We start from the raw sequence: 15,032 nt of genomic DNA, 5'->3' as shown, positions 1-15,032 counted from the left end.
GGCCGCCCAACCCAAGGAGTCTCTCCATGAAATCGCACATCGCCCTCATCGCCGGCTGCCTTGCCCTCAGCGTCGCCGGCACCGCCTCGGCCGCCGACCTGCTGGGCAGCCTCAAGTCCCAGGCCGGCAATCTCTCGATGCCCGAGATGGGTTCCAGCACGATGGGCAATGCCGCCGGCGTGCTGCAGTACTGCGTGAAGAACAACTACCTGGCCGGTGGCGACGCCAGTGCCGTCAAGGACAAGCTCCTGGGCGCAGTCACTGGCCAGCAGCCGCAGCAGGAGGGCTATGCCAGCGGGGCCAAGGGCCTGCTGCAAGGCACCGATGGCCAGTCCTTCGACTTGAAGAGCGTCTCGGGCAAGCTCAAGACGAAGGCTTGCGACTATGTACTGAAGAATGCGAAGTCGCTGGTGTGAGGTACGTGGCGGCGAGTTAGAATTTCCAACTTTCAAACCGCCGTCATCATGTCTGAACTTGTTCGTGTCAAGGATAAATTCCAGGTCACCATCCCGGTGACGTTGCGCAAGGCGGCGGCGTTGGAGACGGGCGACTACCTGGAAGCATCGCAATGGGGCGACGGCATTTTGTTGAGGCCCGCCTCTGCCCGCAAGGCCGCGAAGGCCAAAGCCGGCATCGTGGCCTTCCTCAATGAACGGCGAGGCCCCGGCCGCACTCGCGTGGACATCGATGCGCAGGTCACCGCGGAGCGTGCTGCATGGGACGAGTGAGGTGAGCGAGAAGCTCGCCCTCGAGCGCGGTGCAACCTTCTACCTCGATACTAATCCGATCATTTACCTGACAGAGGGGAATCCGCTCTTCAAGAAATCGATCGCCGCACTGTTCAAGTCGGTCGAAGCGGCGGGGGCGCATCTGATCACAAGTGAACTCGCGTTGACTGAAGTGCTCGTGCGCCCGATTCGCCAGAACGACACCGAATTGATCGCAACCTACGAGCGACTGTTCGACACACTGGTCGACGCAAGGCCTGTCAGCCGCGAGGTCCTGCTCCTCGCCGCGCAGTTGCGGGCCGACTTGCCGTCGCTCAAGACGCCAGACGCAATCCACGTCGCCACCGCAACGCTGGCGGAGGCGGATGCATTCGTCTCCGGCGACCTTGGGCTACGCGGATTGCCCTCCACCATGCGGCGAATCACCTTGTGACCGCCGAGTCCGTATGAATTCCCCGGCCTCGTGCAGCAGTCCCTCGGTCGCCGGCTCCCCATGAATCCGATCGCCAACGTCCCCCTGCGCCAGCGCCTCGCCCGCTTCATGCCATGCCTGGGCTGGCCCCGCCCGAGCGGCAAGCTGCTGCAGAGCGAAGCCCTGGCCGGCATCACGGTCGCGCTCATGGTGTTGCCCCAGGGGGTGGCGTACGCCGCGCTGGCCGGCATGCCGCTCGTCACCGGCGTCTACGCGGCGCTGTGGCCGGCGTTGGTGGCGGTGCTGTTCAGTTCCTCGCAACGGCTCTCGGTCGGTCCGACCGCCCTCACCAGCCTGCTGGTGGGCGCCTCGCTGGCGCCGCTCGCCGTGGCCGGGAGCGCCGAATGGGTGGCGATGGCGGTGTGGCTCACGCTGATCTCGGGCGCCATCCAGATCGTGATCGGCGCGGGCGGCTTCGGCTGGATCCTGCGGCTGGTCAACTCGCCGGTGCTCAGCGGCTTCACGCAGGGCGCAGCCATCCTGATCGCGCTGTCGCAATTGCCTTCGCTGCTCGGCTTCACCGGCCGCACCGTCTTGCAGGCCCTGCAAGGCGGCACGCCGCCGGACTGGACCGCCATGGCATTCGGCCTCGGCAGCATGGCCGTGATGTGGATGGGCAAGCGCTGGGCACCCAGGTTCCCGACGACGATGGCGCTGGTGGGCGGCGCCGCGGCCCTCAGCTATGCGGTGAGCTACGCGCTGCTGGGCGGCGCCGTGGTGGGCGCGTTGCCGTCGGGCCTGCCCTCGCTCTACCTGCCCGACTTCTCGTCGCTGCACAGCCTGTCCGCGCTGCTGTTGCCCGCGCTCATGATCACGCTGGTGAGCTTCCTGGAAACGGCGTCGAGCGCCAAGATCGACAACGCCCGCGCCGGCACGCTCTGGAACGAGAACCAGGACCTGATCGGCCAGGGCCTGGCCAAGGTGGCGTCGGGCCTGACCGGCGCATTCCCGACCAGCTCTTCGTTCTCGCGCTCGGCCATCACGCTCTACGCCGGCGCGCAGACCGGCTGGGCCACCTTGTTCAGCGTGGTCTTCGTCGCCATCGCGCTGGTGTGGCTGATGCCGCTGATGTACCACGTGCCGCAGTCGGTGCTGGCGGCGGTGGTGATGACGGCCATCATCGGGCTGCTCAAGCCGCACACCTTCACCGCGCTGTGGAAGGTCTCGCGCGTCGAGGCTGGCATCGCGCTGGCCACCTTCGTGCTCACCATGGCGACGGCGCCATCGATCTACTGGGGCGTGCTGGGCGGCCTGCTGGCCAGCCTGGCCAACTACATGTACCGCCATCTGCATCCGCGCATCATCGAAGTCGGCCTGCACGGCGACGGCAGCCTGCGCGATCGCCACCTCTGGCAGCTGCCGGCGCTGGCCCCCGACCTCTATGCGCTGCGCATGGATGCCGAACTGGATTTCGCCTCCGCCAGCACGCTGGAGCGCGCCGTCTCGGAAGCCATGGCGGCGCGGCCGGGGCTGACCGATGTCTGCCTGTTCGCACAGCCCATCAACCGCATCGACATCACCGGCGCGGAGGTGTTCGGCTCGATCCGCCGCACGCTCGAGAACGGCGGCGTGCGCCTGCACCTGAGCGGTCTCAAGCTACCCGCGCAACAGGTGCTGGAACGCGCAGGCCTGCTGGCGCCGGGACCGCTGCTGTTCGTCTACCGCACCGACGCCGACGCACTGGCAGCACTTGCAAGCGAACCGGCGTAGGCTGGACACCATGACGAGGAACGGTTCATTGCGATGTGCGCCGTGGCGCGCGCTTCTCCCGCTCGCGGTGCTGCTGTCGGCCTGCGCGGGCCAGGTCAACCCCATCGTCGACGAAGACAGCGCTGCCGCGCTCTCGGCCCAGACACCTGCGCGCATGAACGCGACGCCTGCCGACTACCGCGGCAACGACTGCTACATGCTCGGCCGCTTCCTGGGCGTCATGCAGCAGGGCTACCGCGTGACCGTCGGCTTTCCGCAGAAGGTCTACGGCTGGCATGTCGATGCGATCCAGCAGGTGCAACAGGAAAAGGGCTGCGCCAACGTCCAGGCCGGAACGTCCGCCAACCCGGTGGTGAGCGGGCACCTGGGTGTGCAATTCGAAGCGCTGACGCCGGCGATGGCGCGCACCCTGGGCATGCGCAATGCCTACGGCGCCCTGGTGGTGGAACCCGGCGTCGGGCAGACCGGCCTGCACGCCCGCGATGTGGTTGTCGAGATCTCCGGCCAGCGCGTGCAGACGCCGCTCGAACTGCAATCCATCGTGGGCCTGATGGCGCCCGGCTACAAGGCGCCGCTGGCCGTCTGGCGCGACGGTGCGCTCGTCAAGCTGACCATCGAGGTCACGGCGCCGGGGTCGGCCGTGGTGCAGGCGGCCAAGTAGGCTGGAGGCTGGCTACAAGGTCATCATGATCTCGAAGCCGCCCCAGAACATGCGCTTGCCGTCGAAGGGCAGCTTCGATGCATCCATCCACTCCTTCAGCCGCGGGTCCACCATGACCCTGGCATTGACTTCGTCGCGTTTCGCTCGAGACTCGAAGACGATCCACGACAACACCACGACCTCGTCGTCCTTCAACTGCACGGCCTGCGGAAACGAGGTGTGCTCCCCCGGCTGCACATCGTCCGCCAGCGCCTCGCGGTATTCGAGCGCACCGTGCTCGCGCCAGACGGCGCCCACCTTGAAGGCCATCGCGCGATAGGCCTCGACATTGGCCTTGGGCAGGGGCAGGACGTATCCGTCGACATAGGCCATGGATTTCTCCTTTGAATGCTTGTGCGTTCACACTACGGCCTGCGCCTCTGGCGCGCAAGCCCGAAGACTACTTCGGCGCCATCGTCGTCAGCACGGCCACGCTCATCGCCTCGACACTGGTCTTGATCGAAGGCTCCGGCACCGGCGCGAAGAAGGGCGAGTGGTTGAATGCGATGGGTTTGCCGCCGGGCTTCATCGAAGCGGCCACGTCCTCGGGGGCGAGCACGCCGACGAAGAAGAACATCGACGGCACGCCGGCGTTCACGAACTCCGAGAAGTCCTCGCTGGCGGTGATCGGCGGCACCGCCACCACCTTGGGGTCGCCGAACGCGGCCTTGAGCGCGGCAACGGTGCGTCCGACCACGGCCTCGTCATTGACGACCGCCGCGCCGCCGGGCACGAGTTCGACCACCGGCTCCGGCGCGCCTCCCATCATCGCCGCCGCATTGGCCGTGCGACGGATGCCGGCGAGCAACTTCTCGCGCACTTGCGGGCTGTAGGAGCGCACGGTGCCGCTCAGCACCACCGTGTCGGGAATGATGTTGCCCACGGTACCGCCCTGGATCGCACCGATCGTGACGACGCCGAATTCCGCCGGGTCTTTCTCGCGGCTGACGACGGTCTGCACGTCGGTGACGAAGCGCGCCGCGATGGCGATCGGGTCGATGGTCTTGTCGGGCGCGGATCCATGGCCGCCACGGCCCTTGAAGGTGATCTCGAGCGAATCGGAGTTCGAACTGATGGCGCCGACCTTGTAGCCCACGAAGCCGTACGGCGATGGCGAGGTGTGCAGCGCGAAGGCGTAGTCGGGCTTTGGAAAGCGCTTGAACAGCCCGTCGGCGATCATCGCCTTGGCGCCCGACACGGTTTCCTCGGCGGGCTGCGCGACGAACATCAGGGTGCCCTTCCATCTGTCCTTCATGGCCAGCAGCGTGCGCGCGGTGCCGACCCAACTGGCCATGTGGATGTCGTGGCCGCAACTGTGCGCGACAAAGGACTCGCGGCCGTTGGACTGCGTCCTGGCCTTGCTCGCGTAGGGCAAGCCGGTCTTCTCTTCCATCGGCAGGGCGTCGAGCTCGGTGCGGACCAGCACCGTGGGCCCGGCCCCGTTCTTGTAGATTGCGACCACACCGGTGCCGCCGACCTTCTCGGTCACTTCGAAGCCGAGCTTGCGCATTTCGTCGGCCATCTTCGCGGCCGTCCGCACTTCCTGGAACGCGATCTCCGGATTCGCATGCAGGTCCCTGTAGAGCGTCTCCAGTGACGGGTACATGCCGCTCACGATGGGCGCGACCTGCGTGTGCAGTGGCGAGGGCGTCTGCGCGCCCGCCGTTGCGGCGAGCAGGACAGCGCCGAAGACTGCGCTGCGGCGAACGAGAGCATGAATCATCTTGAATTCTCCAGTTGGATGTGAGCGGTGCGACCCACGGAGGGCGTCGCATCATCGATCAGTGCGCCCGAAGCCTCCACCAGTCGATGAAGGGCAGCGACGATGTTGCGCAGTCGCTGGATCATGACGAAAAAGCTCCTGCCACGGCGCAAAAAAAAGCCGATCCATGGCTCTTGGCAAGGCGACACAGCGCGGCTCGCACTACTTCGCAGGCACAGCAAGCTTCACGCCAGCCGTCGGCCCCTGGCGGCTTGCGTCGACTGTGCTCGCGTGTTGGGCACCCGTCGCGCGACCATGGTTGATCAAGGCCACCGCGATGGCCGCGATCACCGCGGGGATCGCGATCGCCATGAAGTTCTGCTGGAGCGGCAAGGCCAGGCCGACCAGGCTGCCGATCACGATGGGCGCCAGGATGGCGCCGCTGCGCCCCACGCCCGAGGCCCAGCCGATGCCCGTGGCGCGCACCGCCATCGGATAGAACTGCCCGACGTAGGCGTAGGTCACGATCTGCGTGCCGATGGTCGAGGCGCCCGCCAGGCCGACCAGCAGGAACAGCACTTCCGTCGGCACGCGATAGCCCAGCAAGGTGATCGACACCGCCGCCAGTGCATACATGCCGACCAGCACGTACTTGATGTGGAAGCGGTCCGCGAGCCAGCCGCCGCCCACCGCGCCGATCATGGCGCCGAAGTTCAGCACCAGCACGAAGGTCAGCGCCGAGCCCAGGCTGTAGCCCGCACCGGCCATCAGCTTGGTCAGCCACGAGCTGAGCGCGTAGACCATGAACAGGCACATGAAGAAGGCGATCCAGAACATCACGGTGCTGAATCCGCGGCCTTCCTGGAACAGTCGACCGATCGGCGCGCTCACGGCCTTGTCCTCGCGCGGCAATTCAAAACTGTCCGCCGCGTCGGGACGGTAGCCCGGATCGAGGCGGCTGGCGATCGCCTTCAATTCGTCGACGCGCTTCGCCTTGATCAGGAAGGGCATGGATTCCGGCATCGAGCGCAGGATGAGCGGGATCAACAGCACCGGCACGCCGGCAGCCAGGAACACCGAAGCCCAACCGTAGGCTTCGATCAATCCCTTGCCCAGCAACGCGGCCAGCATGCCCCCTACCGCATAGCCGCTGAACATCAGCGTGACCATGGTGCTGCGGATCTTGCGGGGCGAGTATTCGGTCATCTGGGCGACGACATTGGGCATGACGCCCCCGATGCCGAGGCCGGCCAGGAAGCGCATCACGCTGAACGTCACCGGATCGTGGGTGAAGCCGGCCGCGGCCGTGAAGACGCTGAACAGGCCGATGCAGATCGCGATCGCCCGACGCCTGCCGATCCTGTCCGCGATGGTGCCCAGGAAGATGGCGCCGAACATCATGCCGAACAGCGCGGAGCTGACCATGAAGCCCGCGTTCGTCGGGCTCACGCCCATCTCTTTCATGATCGACGGCAGTGCGATGCCGGCGACGGCCAGGTCGTAGCCGTCGAAGATGATGATCAGGGCGCACCAGAAGAGCACCTTTCCGTGGAAGCCGTTGAATCGGGCTTCGTCTGACAGCTTGTGGAGGTCGATGTGGCGCATGGTTGTCTCTCGTTGGATTTGCTGTGGATGTCGAGGGGCTGGTCAGCCGAGGTCGCCGCCGCCGACGGGCAGCACGGTTCCGGTGATGTAGGAGGACTCGTCCGAAGCGAAGAACAGGATCGGGGCGACCTGCTCGTCGATGGTTCCGTAGCGGTGCATGAGGCTGGAATCGACCGTCTGGTCGACCACGCCCTGGTACCAGGTTGCTTCCTGCCGGCTGGGCTTCGCCTTCGCCTGATTGCGCGGCACGCGGCGCGGCGGTGCATCGGTGCCGCCGGGCGCCGTGGCATTGATCCGGATGCCGTTGTGCGTGTGCTCCATCGCCAGCGAGGCGGTCAGCGCATTGACGCCGCCCTTGGCTGCCGAGTACGGCACGCGGTGCACGCCGCGCGTGGCGATGGACGACACGTTGACGATGACGCCGCGCTTCTTCTTCACCATGAAAGGCAGCGCGGCGCGGCAGGACCACAGCGTCGGGAAGAGCGAACGCCGGATCTCGGCCTCGATCTGCGCCTCCTCGTAGTGCTCGTAGGGCTTGGCCCAGATCGTGCCGCCGACGTTGTTGATCAGCACGTCCACGCGCTTGAACTTCGCGAGGCACTCCGCGACCATGGCTTGGGCACCTGCGAAGGTCTCGAGGTCGGCCTGGAAGCCGGAGGCGATGCCGCCGGCCTCCCCGATCTCCGCGACGACCTCGTTGACGATCTCGGCACGATCGACGGCCAGCACGGTGCCGCCTTCTGCGGCGACCTTCAGCGCAACGCCACGGCCGATGCCCTGGGCGGCACCCGTCACGATGACGACCTTGTTCGTGAAGCGTGTGCCGGTCATTTGATGAGCAGCGCTCATGCCGCCACCGCTTCGTTGGCCGACGAGAACTTCTCGAAGTGGAAGCTCTTCGGCGTGACGCCGACGCCCGACATCCACTTGCGCACGCCCTCGACCATCGGCGGCGGGCCGCAGACGTACACATCGACATTGCCGTCGTGCAGGTCGTCGCCCGAGAGGTGGTTGGTGACGTAGCCCTGCTTCGGATGTCCGCTCTCCGCGTCGACGACGCAGGTGAAGAATTCGAAATCCGGCAGGCTGGACTTCAGCGCCGACAGGGTCTCGAGTTCGACCAGGTCGTCGTTGGTGTTGACGCCGTAGGCCAGGCGGATCGGATGGTCCGTCGGGTTGTCCTTGAGCCACTGGAGCATCGACAGGAAGGGCGCCAGGCCGGTGCCGCCCGCGAGCATCAGGATGGGTCGCACTGCCGGCCGCAGGTAGAAGCTGCCGTAGGGGCCGGTGAACATCAGGAAGTCCTCGGGCTGCGCCTGCTTGCGCATGTAGGTGCTCATGAGGCCGTCGGGCACGTCGCGGATCAGGAAGGCCAGCTCGGAAGTGTTCGGCGCGGAGCTGAAGGAGTACGAGCGCGTTTCCTTGCTGCCGGGCACCATGAGATTGACGTACTGCCCCGGCAGGAATGCCAGCGGCCGTTCCGATTGCAGCGCGAACGACACGGTGGTTGCCGAGTCGCGCTCGATCTTCGTGAGCTTGCCGCCGTGCGCGCCGACCTCCGTCTTGCACGCGGCCGACGAAGCCGGCACCCGCACCACGCAATCGGAGGTGGGCTTCATCTGGCAGGTCAGCACGTAGCCGTTCGCGGCTTCGTCGTCGGCGAGCGCATCCTCGATGTAGTCGCCCATCGTGAAGCTGCCGCTCTCGCAGTGGCATTTGCAGGTGCCGCAGGCGCCGTCGCGGCAGTCGAGCGGGATGTTGATCTTGGCGCGGTAGGCCGCGTCTGCAACCAGTTCGTTGGGCTCGCACGGGATGATGCGCGAGACGCCGTCCTCGAACTGCAGGGCGATGTTGTAGGTCATGCTTTGTCTCCTTGTCTCGTGGATCAGATGTGATAGATGTCGAGCAGGTGGTGGATGTAATCGTTCTTCAGGACGACGTACTTGCGCTTGATCAGCGGCTTGTCGCCACTCGTGTCGAGCGTGTATTGCGAGCTGCCGAAGTACACGTCGACGATGTCGTAGCGGAAGCTGTGCGTGGTCCAGTTGAAGGACACGACGCATTGCTGGTCGTCCTGCGACAGCACCTCCAGGTTGTTGATCGCGTGGCCGGTGCGCGTGTCGGGCATGGTGGCGCTTGAGCGCTCGGTCTGGATGCGGAACACGCGGTCTTCCAGCCCCTGCTTGTCGGGGTAGTAGATGAGCGAGACCTCGTTCTGCGGGTCGGTCGTGAGCTTGTCGTCGTCATCCCACGAGGGCATGAAGAACTCGGCGTCGTCCGCGTAGCAGGCGAGCCAGTCGGCCCAGCGGTGCTCGTCCAGGGCGCGGGCTTCCGAGTAGACGAAGGACTGGATGGCTTGGTAGTCGAGCATCACAGCGCCCCTTCCGATTCGGCAACCACGGCCTTCTTCATGGTGTCGAGCCAGTACTCGTGCTGACCGATGTAGAGGCCCTCGTCCTCGGTCTTCACGCAGCTCAGGTCCGGCTTCAAGCCGATCAGCTCGGCCGTGGCGTCCGGGCCCTTGATCCAGTGCGTGGCACCGCGGCTCATGTCGTTCCACTTGACGGCCCGTGCGCCGTAGCCGTGCTGGCAGGAGCGGAACTCCTCCAGGTCGTCCGGCGTGGCCATGCCGGTGGCGTTGAAGAAGTCTTCGTACTGGCGCAGCCGGCGCGTGCGGGCTTCCTGCGCCTCGCCCTTCGGCGCGATGCAGTAGATCGTCACTTCGGTCTTGTCGACCGAGATCGGCCGCACGATGCGGATCTGCGAGCTGAACTGGTCCATCAGGTAGACGTTGGGGTACAGGCACAGGTTGCGGGACTTGCCAAGCATCCAGTCGGTGCGGGCCTCGCCGAACTTGCCGATCCACTCGTCGCGCTTCGAGTACAGCGGCCGGTCTTCCGGGTTCGACCAGTTGGTCCACAGAAGCAGGTGGCCATGCTTGAAGGTGTAGGAGCCGCCGCCCTGCTGCGCCCACTTGCCGGCATTCATGGCCTTGACGGTGTCGACCTTGCCGTCGACGCTGCGCCGGCTGGTGGTGGCCGCGTAGTTCCAGTGCACCGACGAGACGTGGTAGCCGTCCGCGCCGTTCTCCGCGCCGAGCTTCCAGTTGCCGTCGAAGGTATAGGTCGACGCGCCGCGCAGCACTTCCAGGCCTTCGGGTGACTGGTCGACGATCATGTCGATGATCTTGGCGGCCTCGCCCAGGTGCTCTTTCAGCGGCACCACATCGGGGTTGACGCTGCCGAACAGGAAGCCGCGGTAGTTCTCGAAGGCGCCGAGCTTCGCCAGGTCGTGGCTGCCTTCGCAATTGAAGCTGGACGGGTAGCCGGCTTCGGCGTTGTTGTCCTTGACCTTGAGCAGCTTGCCGGCGTTGTTGAAGGTCCAGCCATGGAACGGGCAGGTGAAGCTGGACTTGTTGCCCTTTTTATGCCTGCACAGGATGGCGCCGCGATGGGTGCAGGTGTTGGCCAGCGCATTCAGCTTGCCGTCCTTGCTGCGTGTGATGACGACCGGCTGGCGGCCGACGTACACGGTCAGGTAGTCGTTGACGTTGGCGATCTGGCTTTCATGCGCGAGGTAGACCCAGTTGCCTTCGAAGATGTGCTTCATCTCCAGGTCGAACAACTGCTCGTCGGTGAAGACCGAGCGGTCCAGGCGGTACTTGTGCGCGACCGGATCGTCCTCGAGCAAGGCGTCGAGCTTCGAGAGGTCTGGCGTGGACTTGACGGGGTAGATGGGGATCATGTCGTGTCTCCGAAAAGGTTTGCGATTTGGCGATTTGCAGAAAGGAGGTCGTCGCAAAGCCGAAGCACGCTGCTTCACCATCGACGATCGGGGGTTGGGGAGAGAGGCTCCTGGCCGGGCATGCCGGCGCAGGAGCAGTGGCTCAGGTCAGGCCAGGGCGCGCGCGATCCGTGCTTGTGGATCGGCTTCGCTTTCGTCCACGGCAGGTTGCATGACGAAGTCGAAAGGCACGCGGGTGAACTGGGTCGTCACGCCGAGCGATTCGTAGCCCTTGGGCGAGGTGTTCCGCTCGAGCTTCAGGATCAGCCCGTCGCGCGTGGCAAAGGCGAAGTCGTCGTCGATGAAGCTGTCGCCCGGCACGTTGACCTGTGTCGTCAGCGTGCGCAGGCCGGGTGCGACCACCAGGAAGTGGATGTGCGCCGGACGGTTGCCGTGGCGGCCGATGGCGCTGAACAGTTCGGAGGTCGGGCTGTTCGGCGGAATCGCGTAGCCCGGCGGCAGGAAGCTGCGGAAACGGTAGCGGCCCTGGGCATCGGTCTCGATCTTGCGGCGCAGCGCGTACTCGGCCTGGTCCGGATCGAAGTGCGAGTAGCGGCCCAGTTCATTGGCATGCCACACGTCGACGATGGCGCCGGCCACCGGCTTGCCGTTGACGTCGAGCACGCGGCCCTCCATCACCATGGTCTCGCCGCGTTGCTCGTCGCCTTCTTCGTCGACGCGCGTCTCGTACTTCGAGAGGGGGGCGCCGGCGATGTAGAGCGGTCCTTCGATGGCGCGCGGCGTGCCGGCATTGCGGCCGGCGCGTTCGTCGGCTTCGTCCAGGCGAATGTCGAGCAGGCGGTCGAAGCCCAGGCCCGCGGTGATGAGGCCGGCCTGGCCGCTCGAGGCGAGGCGCGAGAGCCAGTCGACACCGGCCCAGAACTCGTCGGGCTGGATGTCGAGGTCGTCGATGGCACGGAACAGGTCGCCGACGATGCGCGCGGTGATCTTCTGCACGCGCGGGTCGCCGTCGGGGCGGTTGGCGAACGTGACGCGTTCGAGCAGTTGGGTCTGGGTGAGTTCGTTCATGGCGTTGTCTTCCTTGGGATCGTGGGGTGGAGGGGAAAAGTGGAATGGATCAGCGGTCGTCTTCGCGGATGGACGAGCCGTGCCGGCACAGCGGCCGCACGACGATGTCCATGTACGGGAACAGGGGCAGCGTCATCAGCGTGTCGTGCAGCGCCGCGTTGTCGGCGACGTCGAAGATGCTGACGTTGGCGTAGCGCCCGGCGATGCGCCAGAGGTGGCGCCAGACGCCGTCGCGTTGCAGGCCTTGCGCAATCTCCTTCTCGCGCGCCTTGAGCTGGTCGGCTTGCGCCGGCGCCAGGTCGTGCGGGAGATTGACGGTCATTTCGACGTGGAAAAGCATGGTCTTGGTCCTCTCAGGCGGTGGCTGCGACAGGCTGCGACGCGCGGTCGCGGCGGTAGAAGGCGAGCTTGTCGAGGTCGAGTTGCACGCCCAGGCCGGGCACTTGCGGAAGCTGCAGCTCGAAGTCGCGGTATTCGGGGCGCTGCACCACGATGTCGTCCTTCAGCAGCAAGGGGCCGAACAGCTCGGTGCCCCAGGCCAGCGTCGGGCAGGCGGCGAACACATGGGCCGCGGCGATGCTGCCGACGCTGCCTTCGAGCAGCGTGCCGCCGTAGATGCCCATGCCGCCCGCATCGGCGACGGCAGCGGCGCGCAGCGTGGGCCACAGGCCGCCGGCTTGCGAGATCTTCAGCGCGTAGACATCGGCCGCGGCATCCGCGGCCAGGTCGAAGGCATCGATGGCGTCGTGCACCGCTTCGTCCGCCATGATGGCCACGTCGAAGCGGGCCGCGAGCCGCTTCAGCGCCTGCCGGTTGCGGCGGGCCACGGGTTGCTCGATGAGGGCGACGCCGATGGCTTCGAGGGCGGCGATGCCGCGCACCGCCGTGGGTTCGTCCCAGGCCTGGTTCACGTCGACGGTGAGCATCACGTCGTCGCCAAGGCCGCGGCGGATCGCCTGCACATGGGCTATGTCTTCGGCCAGCGGATGGCTGCCGATCTTCAGCTTGAAGACGTTGTGGCGGCGGGCTTCGATCAGGGCGAGGGCTTCGTCGACATCGCGTGTCGCGTCGCCGCTGGCGAGCGTCCACAGCACCGGCAGCGAATCGCGCATCGCACCGCCCAGCAGCGCATGCACCGGCAGGCCGAGGCGCTGGCCCTGCGCGTCGAGCAACGCGATCTCGACCGCCGACTTGGCAAACGAATTGCCCTGCACCGAGGCCGACACACGCCGCATCGCCACGTTGACGCGGGTGGCGTCGGTGCCGATGAGCAGCGGCGCGATGTAGTTGTCGATCGCGCTCTTGATGCTCTCGGGGCTTTGGTCGCCGTAGGCCAGGCCGCCGATGGTGGTGGTCTCGCCGATGCCGGCGACGTCGTCGCTGCAGGCGATGCGAACGATCACCAGCGTCTGGCGCATCATTGTCGTCATCGCCAGCTTGTGGGCGCGGATGGTCGGCAGGTCGACCAGGATGGCCTCGATGGAGTGGATGGTGGGGCTCGTGTTCATGGACTGAATGGTCCTCCTCACGCGCCCTGCGGTCCAATATCGATTGAGTCCGGCAAAATACCTTTAAGGTATACAGGCATCGGGTTTTCACTGACCCACACGAATCCGCAACAGGAGCCTCCCATGCACATCGAATTGCGCCACCTGCGCTATTTCTGCGCGGTCGCGCGCGAGCTGAGCTTCAGCCGCGCGGCCGAGCAATTGCATATCGCGCAGCCGCCCCTGAGCCGCCAGATCCGGACGCTGGAGGAGGAACTCGGCGCCGAGTTGCTGGACCGCACGTCGCGCCCGCTGCGCCTCACGCCGGCCGGGCGCTTCTTCCAGATCCAGGCGCAACAGATGCTCGACCGCATGTCCGAGATCCAGACTGCGACGGTGCGCATCGCCGGCGGCCGGCGCACCTGGTACGCGATCGGCTTCGCGCCCTCGACGCTCTACGGCAAGCTGCCGGACGTGATCCGCCAGTTCCGCGAAGCGCAGCCGATGGTCGAGTTGAACCTCTACGAGATGACGACGGTGCAGCAGGTCGAGGCGCTCAAGGCCGGTCGCATCGACATGGGCTTCGGCCGGCTGAACTTCGACGACGACGACGTGGTGGGCGAACTGGTGCGCGAGGAGACCGTGATGGTGGCGCTGTCCGTCAACCATCGCCTGGTCAAGCACAAGAAGATCACCCTTGCCAAGCTGGCGACCGAGCCGCTGCTGCTGTACCCCTCGAAGCCACGGCCCAGCTATGCCGACCAGGTGCTGGAAATGTTCCAGTCTCGCGGGCTGAAGCCGGTGATCGCGCTGGAGTCGAACGAGGTGCAGACCGCCATCGGCCTCGTCGTCGCGGGCCTTGGCTACGCGCTGGTACCGCAATCGGTGCAGAACCTGCACCGCGAGGGCGTGCTCTACCTGCCGCTGGGCGACGAAGGGGTGACGACGCCGGTGATCATGAACCGCCGCCGCAACGACGAGTCCGAACTGACGACCTACCTGGCAGAGATGGTCCGGTCATTGCCGACATCGGTGCGCAGCCTGGCCCGGCGGGCCGAGGCCGGCATCAGTCCTTCAACGGCCCGCGCAACTGCTTGATCGCCGAGCGCTGGCTCTTGCCCTCCAGACGCCTCTGCTTCGAGCCATAGGTCGGCTTGGTGGCCCTGCGCACACGCGGCGCCACGGCCACGCTGTCGACCAGTTCCTGCAGTCTTGCCAGCGCATCGGCCCGGTTCATGTCCTGGCTGCGGTGCGTCTGCGCCTTGAGCACCAGCACCCCCTCCTGCGTGATGCGGCTGTCGCGCAGCGCGAGCAGCCGCTCCTTCACGCCTTCCGGCAGCGACGAAGCCGGGATGTCGAAGCGCAGGTGCACCGCGCTCGACACCTTGTTGACGTTCTGCCCGCCCGCGCCTTGCGCGCGGATGGCGCTGAACTCGACCTCGCGCTCGTCGACTTGCGCAGAGGCCAAGCTCACGATCAGACCCGCTCGAAGATCGCGGCGATGCCCTGGCCGCCGCCGATGCACATCGTCACCAGCGCATAGCGCCCGCCCGTGCGATGCAGCTCGGCGATCGCCTTCACCGTGATGATCGCGCCGGTCGCGCCGACCGGGTGGCCCAGCGAAATGCCCGAGCCGTTCGGGTTGACCTTGGCCGGATCGAAGCCCAGTTCCTGGATCACCGCGCAGGCCTGCGCCGCGAAGGCTTCATTCGACTCGATCACGTCGAGGTCCGAGACCTTCAGGCCGGTGCGCTCCAGCACCTTGCGCGTGGCCGGGACCGGGCCGATGCCCATGTACGCCGGCTCGACACCCGCG

18 protein-coding genes and 1 pseudogene are annotated in these 15,032 nt (G+C 66.3%); 6 read left to right on the top strand and 13 right to left on the bottom strand.

The features are described 5' to 3' along the window. The first annotated feature begins 26 nt into the window (after positions 1 to 26). From HB681_RS25485 to HB681_RS25465, 5 genes are read left to right on the top strand one after another with little or no spacing between them, the layout of a single operon-like run. The gene (locus HB681_RS25485) at positions 27 to 416 is read left to right on the top strand and encodes a DUF2501 domain-containing protein (RefSeq protein ID WP_213957667.1); all 390 of its coding nucleotides are present in this window, start codon (positions 27 to 29) and stop codon (positions 414 to 416) included. A gap of 48 nt (positions 417 to 464) precedes the next feature. Beyond that, positions 465 to 728: an AbrB/MazE/SpoVT family DNA-binding domain-containing protein gene (locus HB681_RS25480; protein WP_213957666.1), complete on the top strand. Its 264-nt coding sequence runs from the start codon at positions 465 to 467 to the stop codon at positions 726 to 728. 1 nt (position 729) lies between these two features. After that, positions 730 to 1,161, top strand: coding sequence for a PIN domain-containing protein (locus HB681_RS25475; RefSeq protein ID WP_213957665.1), 432 nt, complete (start codon positions 730 to 732; stop codon positions 1,159 to 1,161). 60 nt (positions 1,162 to 1,221) lie between these two features. Next, on the top strand, positions 1,222 to 2,910 hold the full coding sequence (locus HB681_RS25470) for a SulP family inorganic anion transporter (RefSeq protein ID WP_213957664.1): 1,689 nt from the start codon (positions 1,222 to 1,224) through the stop codon (positions 2,908 to 2,910). 10 nt (positions 2,911 to 2,920) lie between these two features. After that, positions 2,921 to 3,571 (top strand): PDZ domain-containing protein, encoded by a 651-nt coding sequence (locus HB681_RS25465; RefSeq protein ID WP_213957663.1) that lies wholly within the window; start codon positions 2,921 to 2,923, stop codon positions 3,569 to 3,571. A gap of 12 nt (positions 3,572 to 3,583) precedes the next feature. On the opposite strand, the gene HB681_RS25460 is transcribed toward HB681_RS25465, so the two are convergent. From HB681_RS25460 to HB681_RS25415, 11 genes are all read right to left on the bottom strand, one after another. After that, complete coding sequence (locus HB681_RS25460; RefSeq protein ID WP_213957662.1) at positions 3,584 to 3,943, bottom strand: DUF1428 domain-containing protein; 360 nt, start codon at positions 3,941 to 3,943, stop codon at positions 3,584 to 3,586. A gap of 67 nt (positions 3,944 to 4,010) precedes the next feature. Further along, on the bottom strand, positions 4,011 to 5,333 hold the full coding sequence (locus HB681_RS25455) for an amidohydrolase (protein ID WP_213957661.1): 1,323 nt from the start codon (positions 5,331 to 5,333) through the stop codon (positions 4,011 to 4,013). Further along, positions 5,330 to 5,458 (bottom strand): hypothetical protein, encoded by a 129-nt coding sequence (locus HB681_RS38350; RefSeq protein ID WP_256354067.1) that lies wholly within the window; start codon positions 5,456 to 5,458, stop codon positions 5,330 to 5,332. The genes HB681_RS25455 and HB681_RS38350 overlap by 4 nt, the downstream gene beginning before the upstream one ends. Before the next feature lie 76 nt (positions 5,459 to 5,534). Continuing rightward, on the bottom strand, positions 5,535 to 6,917 hold the full coding sequence (locus tag HB681_RS25450) for an MFS transporter (protein WP_213957660.1): 1,383 nt from the start codon (positions 6,915 to 6,917) through the stop codon (positions 5,535 to 5,537). Between the two features lie 42 nt (positions 6,918 to 6,959). Then, complete coding sequence (gene benD, locus HB681_RS25445) at positions 6,960 to 7,748, bottom strand: benzoate diol dehydrogenase BenD (RefSeq protein WP_213957658.1); 789 nt, start codon at positions 7,746 to 7,748, stop codon at positions 6,960 to 6,962. Positions 7,749 to 7,762: 14 nt separating this feature from the next. Then, positions 7,763 to 8,779 carry a benzoate 1,2-dioxygenase electron transfer component BenC gene (benC, locus tag HB681_RS25440; RefSeq protein WP_213957657.1) on the bottom strand — a complete coding sequence of 339 codons (1,017 nt, stop codon included), beginning with the start codon at positions 8,777 to 8,779 and terminating at the stop codon, positions 7,763 to 7,765. A 23-nt stretch (positions 8,780 to 8,802) separates the two neighbouring features. Continuing rightward, positions 8,803 to 9,288 (bottom strand): benzoate 1,2-dioxygenase small subunit, encoded by a 486-nt coding sequence (benB, locus tag HB681_RS25435; RefSeq protein WP_213957656.1) that lies wholly within the window; start codon positions 9,286 to 9,288, stop codon positions 8,803 to 8,805. After that, complete coding sequence (gene benA, locus HB681_RS25430; RefSeq protein WP_213957655.1) at positions 9,288 to 10,661, bottom strand: benzoate 1,2-dioxygenase large subunit; 1,374 nt, start codon at positions 10,659 to 10,661, stop codon at positions 9,288 to 9,290. Before benA ends, benB begins: the two co-directional genes overlap by 1 nt. A 147-nt stretch (positions 10,662 to 10,808) precedes the next feature. Then, positions 10,809 to 11,729, bottom strand: coding sequence for a dioxygenase (locus HB681_RS25425; protein WP_213957654.1), 921 nt, complete (start codon positions 11,727 to 11,729; stop codon positions 10,809 to 10,811). A gap of 49 nt (positions 11,730 to 11,778) precedes the next feature. Then, complete coding sequence (gene catC / locus HB681_RS25420) at positions 11,779 to 12,069, bottom strand: muconolactone Delta-isomerase (RefSeq protein WP_213957653.1); 291 nt, start codon at positions 12,067 to 12,069, stop codon at positions 11,779 to 11,781. A gap of 13 nt (positions 12,070 to 12,082) precedes the next feature. After that, positions 12,083 to 13,237, bottom strand: coding sequence for a muconate/chloromuconate family cycloisomerase (locus HB681_RS25415; protein WP_213957652.1), 1,155 nt, complete (start codon positions 13,235 to 13,237; stop codon positions 12,083 to 12,085). A 123-nt stretch (positions 13,238 to 13,360) separates the two neighbouring features. On the opposite strand from HB681_RS25415, the gene HB681_RS25410 reads away from it, so the two are divergent. Next, the gene (locus tag HB681_RS25410; RefSeq protein WP_218628305.1) at positions 13,361 to 14,314 is read left to right on the top strand and encodes a LysR family transcriptional regulator; all 954 of its coding nucleotides are present in this window, start codon (positions 13,361 to 13,363) and stop codon (positions 14,312 to 14,314) included. On the opposite strand, the gene arfB is transcribed toward HB681_RS25410, so the two are convergent. Then, positions 14,283 to 14,690 carry an alternative ribosome rescue aminoacyl-tRNA hydrolase ArfB gene (gene arfB / locus HB681_RS25405; RefSeq protein ID WP_213957651.1) on the bottom strand — a complete coding sequence of 136 codons (408 nt, stop codon included), beginning with the start codon at positions 14,688 to 14,690 and terminating at the stop codon, positions 14,283 to 14,285. The two genes, HB681_RS25410 and arfB, sit on opposite strands and share 32 nt — an antisense overlap. Positions 14,691 to 14,692: 2 nt before the next feature. Beyond that, a pseudogene (locus HB681_RS25400) lies at positions 14,693 to 15,032 on the bottom strand (acetyl-CoA C-acyltransferase); the annotation flags it as partial.

The sequence above is a fragment of the Variovorax sp. dw_954 genome, from assembly GCF_018449755.1.
In the GTDB taxonomy this organism is placed as follows: domain Bacteria; phylum Pseudomonadota; class Gammaproteobacteria; order Burkholderiales; family Burkholderiaceae_C; genus Variovorax.
This window is presented reverse-complemented; position numbering and strand designations above follow the sequence as displayed.

Bases quoted from the DNA above. Each gene is read 5' to 3' on its own strand.
- HB681_RS25470 (WP_213957664.1), top strand. From the start codon at position 1,222: ATGAATCCGATCGCCAACGTCCCCCTGCGCCAGCGCCTCGCCCGCTTC.
- HB681_RS25415 (WP_213957652.1), bottom strand. From the start codon at position 13,237: ATGAACACGAGCCCCACCATCCACTCCATCGAGGCCATCCTGGTCGAC.
- HB681_RS25485 (WP_213957667.1), top strand. From the start codon at position 27: ATGAAATCGCACATCGCCCTCATCGCCGGCTGCCTTGCCCTCAGCGTC.
- HB681_RS25480 (WP_213957666.1), top strand. From the start codon at position 465: ATGTCTGAACTTGTTCGTGTCAAGGATAAATTCCAGGTCACCATCCCG.
- HB681_RS25450 (WP_213957660.1), bottom strand. From the start codon at position 6,917: ATGCGCCACATCGACCTCCACAAGCTGTCAGACGAAGCCCGATTCAAC.
- benC (WP_213957657.1), bottom strand. From the start codon at position 8,779: ATGACCTACAACATCGCCCTGCAGTTCGAGGACGGCGTCTCGCGCATC.
- HB681_RS25465 (WP_213957663.1), top strand. From the start codon at position 2,921: ATGACGAGGAACGGTTCATTGCGATGTGCGCCGTGGCGCGCGCTTCTC.
- HB681_RS25455 (WP_213957661.1), bottom strand. From the start codon at position 5,333: ATGATTCATGCTCTCGTTCGCCGCAGCGCAGTCTTCGGCGCTGTCCTG.
- HB681_RS25410 (WP_218628305.1), top strand. From the start codon at position 13,361: ATGCACATCGAATTGCGCCACCTGCGCTATTTCTGCGCGGTCGCGCGC.
- benD (WP_213957658.1), bottom strand. From the start codon at position 7,748: ATGACCGGCACACGCTTCACGAACAAGGTCGTCATCGTGACGGGTGCC.
- HB681_RS38350 (WP_256354067.1), bottom strand. From the start codon at position 5,458: ATGATCCAGCGACTGCGCAACATCGTCGCTGCCCTTCATCGACTGGTG.
- benA (WP_213957655.1), bottom strand. From the start codon at position 10,661: ATGATCCCCATCTACCCCGTCAAGTCCACGCCAGACCTCTCGAAGCTC.
- HB681_RS25425 (WP_213957654.1), bottom strand. From the start codon at position 11,729: ATGAACGAACTCACCCAGACCCAACTGCTCGAACGCGTCACGTTCGCC.
- HB681_RS25460 (WP_213957662.1), bottom strand. From the start codon at position 3,943: ATGGCCTATGTCGACGGATACGTCCTGCCCCTGCCCAAGGCCAATGTC.
- benB (WP_213957656.1), bottom strand. From the start codon at position 9,288: ATGCTCGACTACCAAGCCATCCAGTCCTTCGTCTACTCGGAAGCCCGC.
- catC (WP_213957653.1), bottom strand. From the start codon at position 12,069: ATGCTTTTCCACGTCGAAATGACCGTCAATCTCCCGCACGACCTGGCG.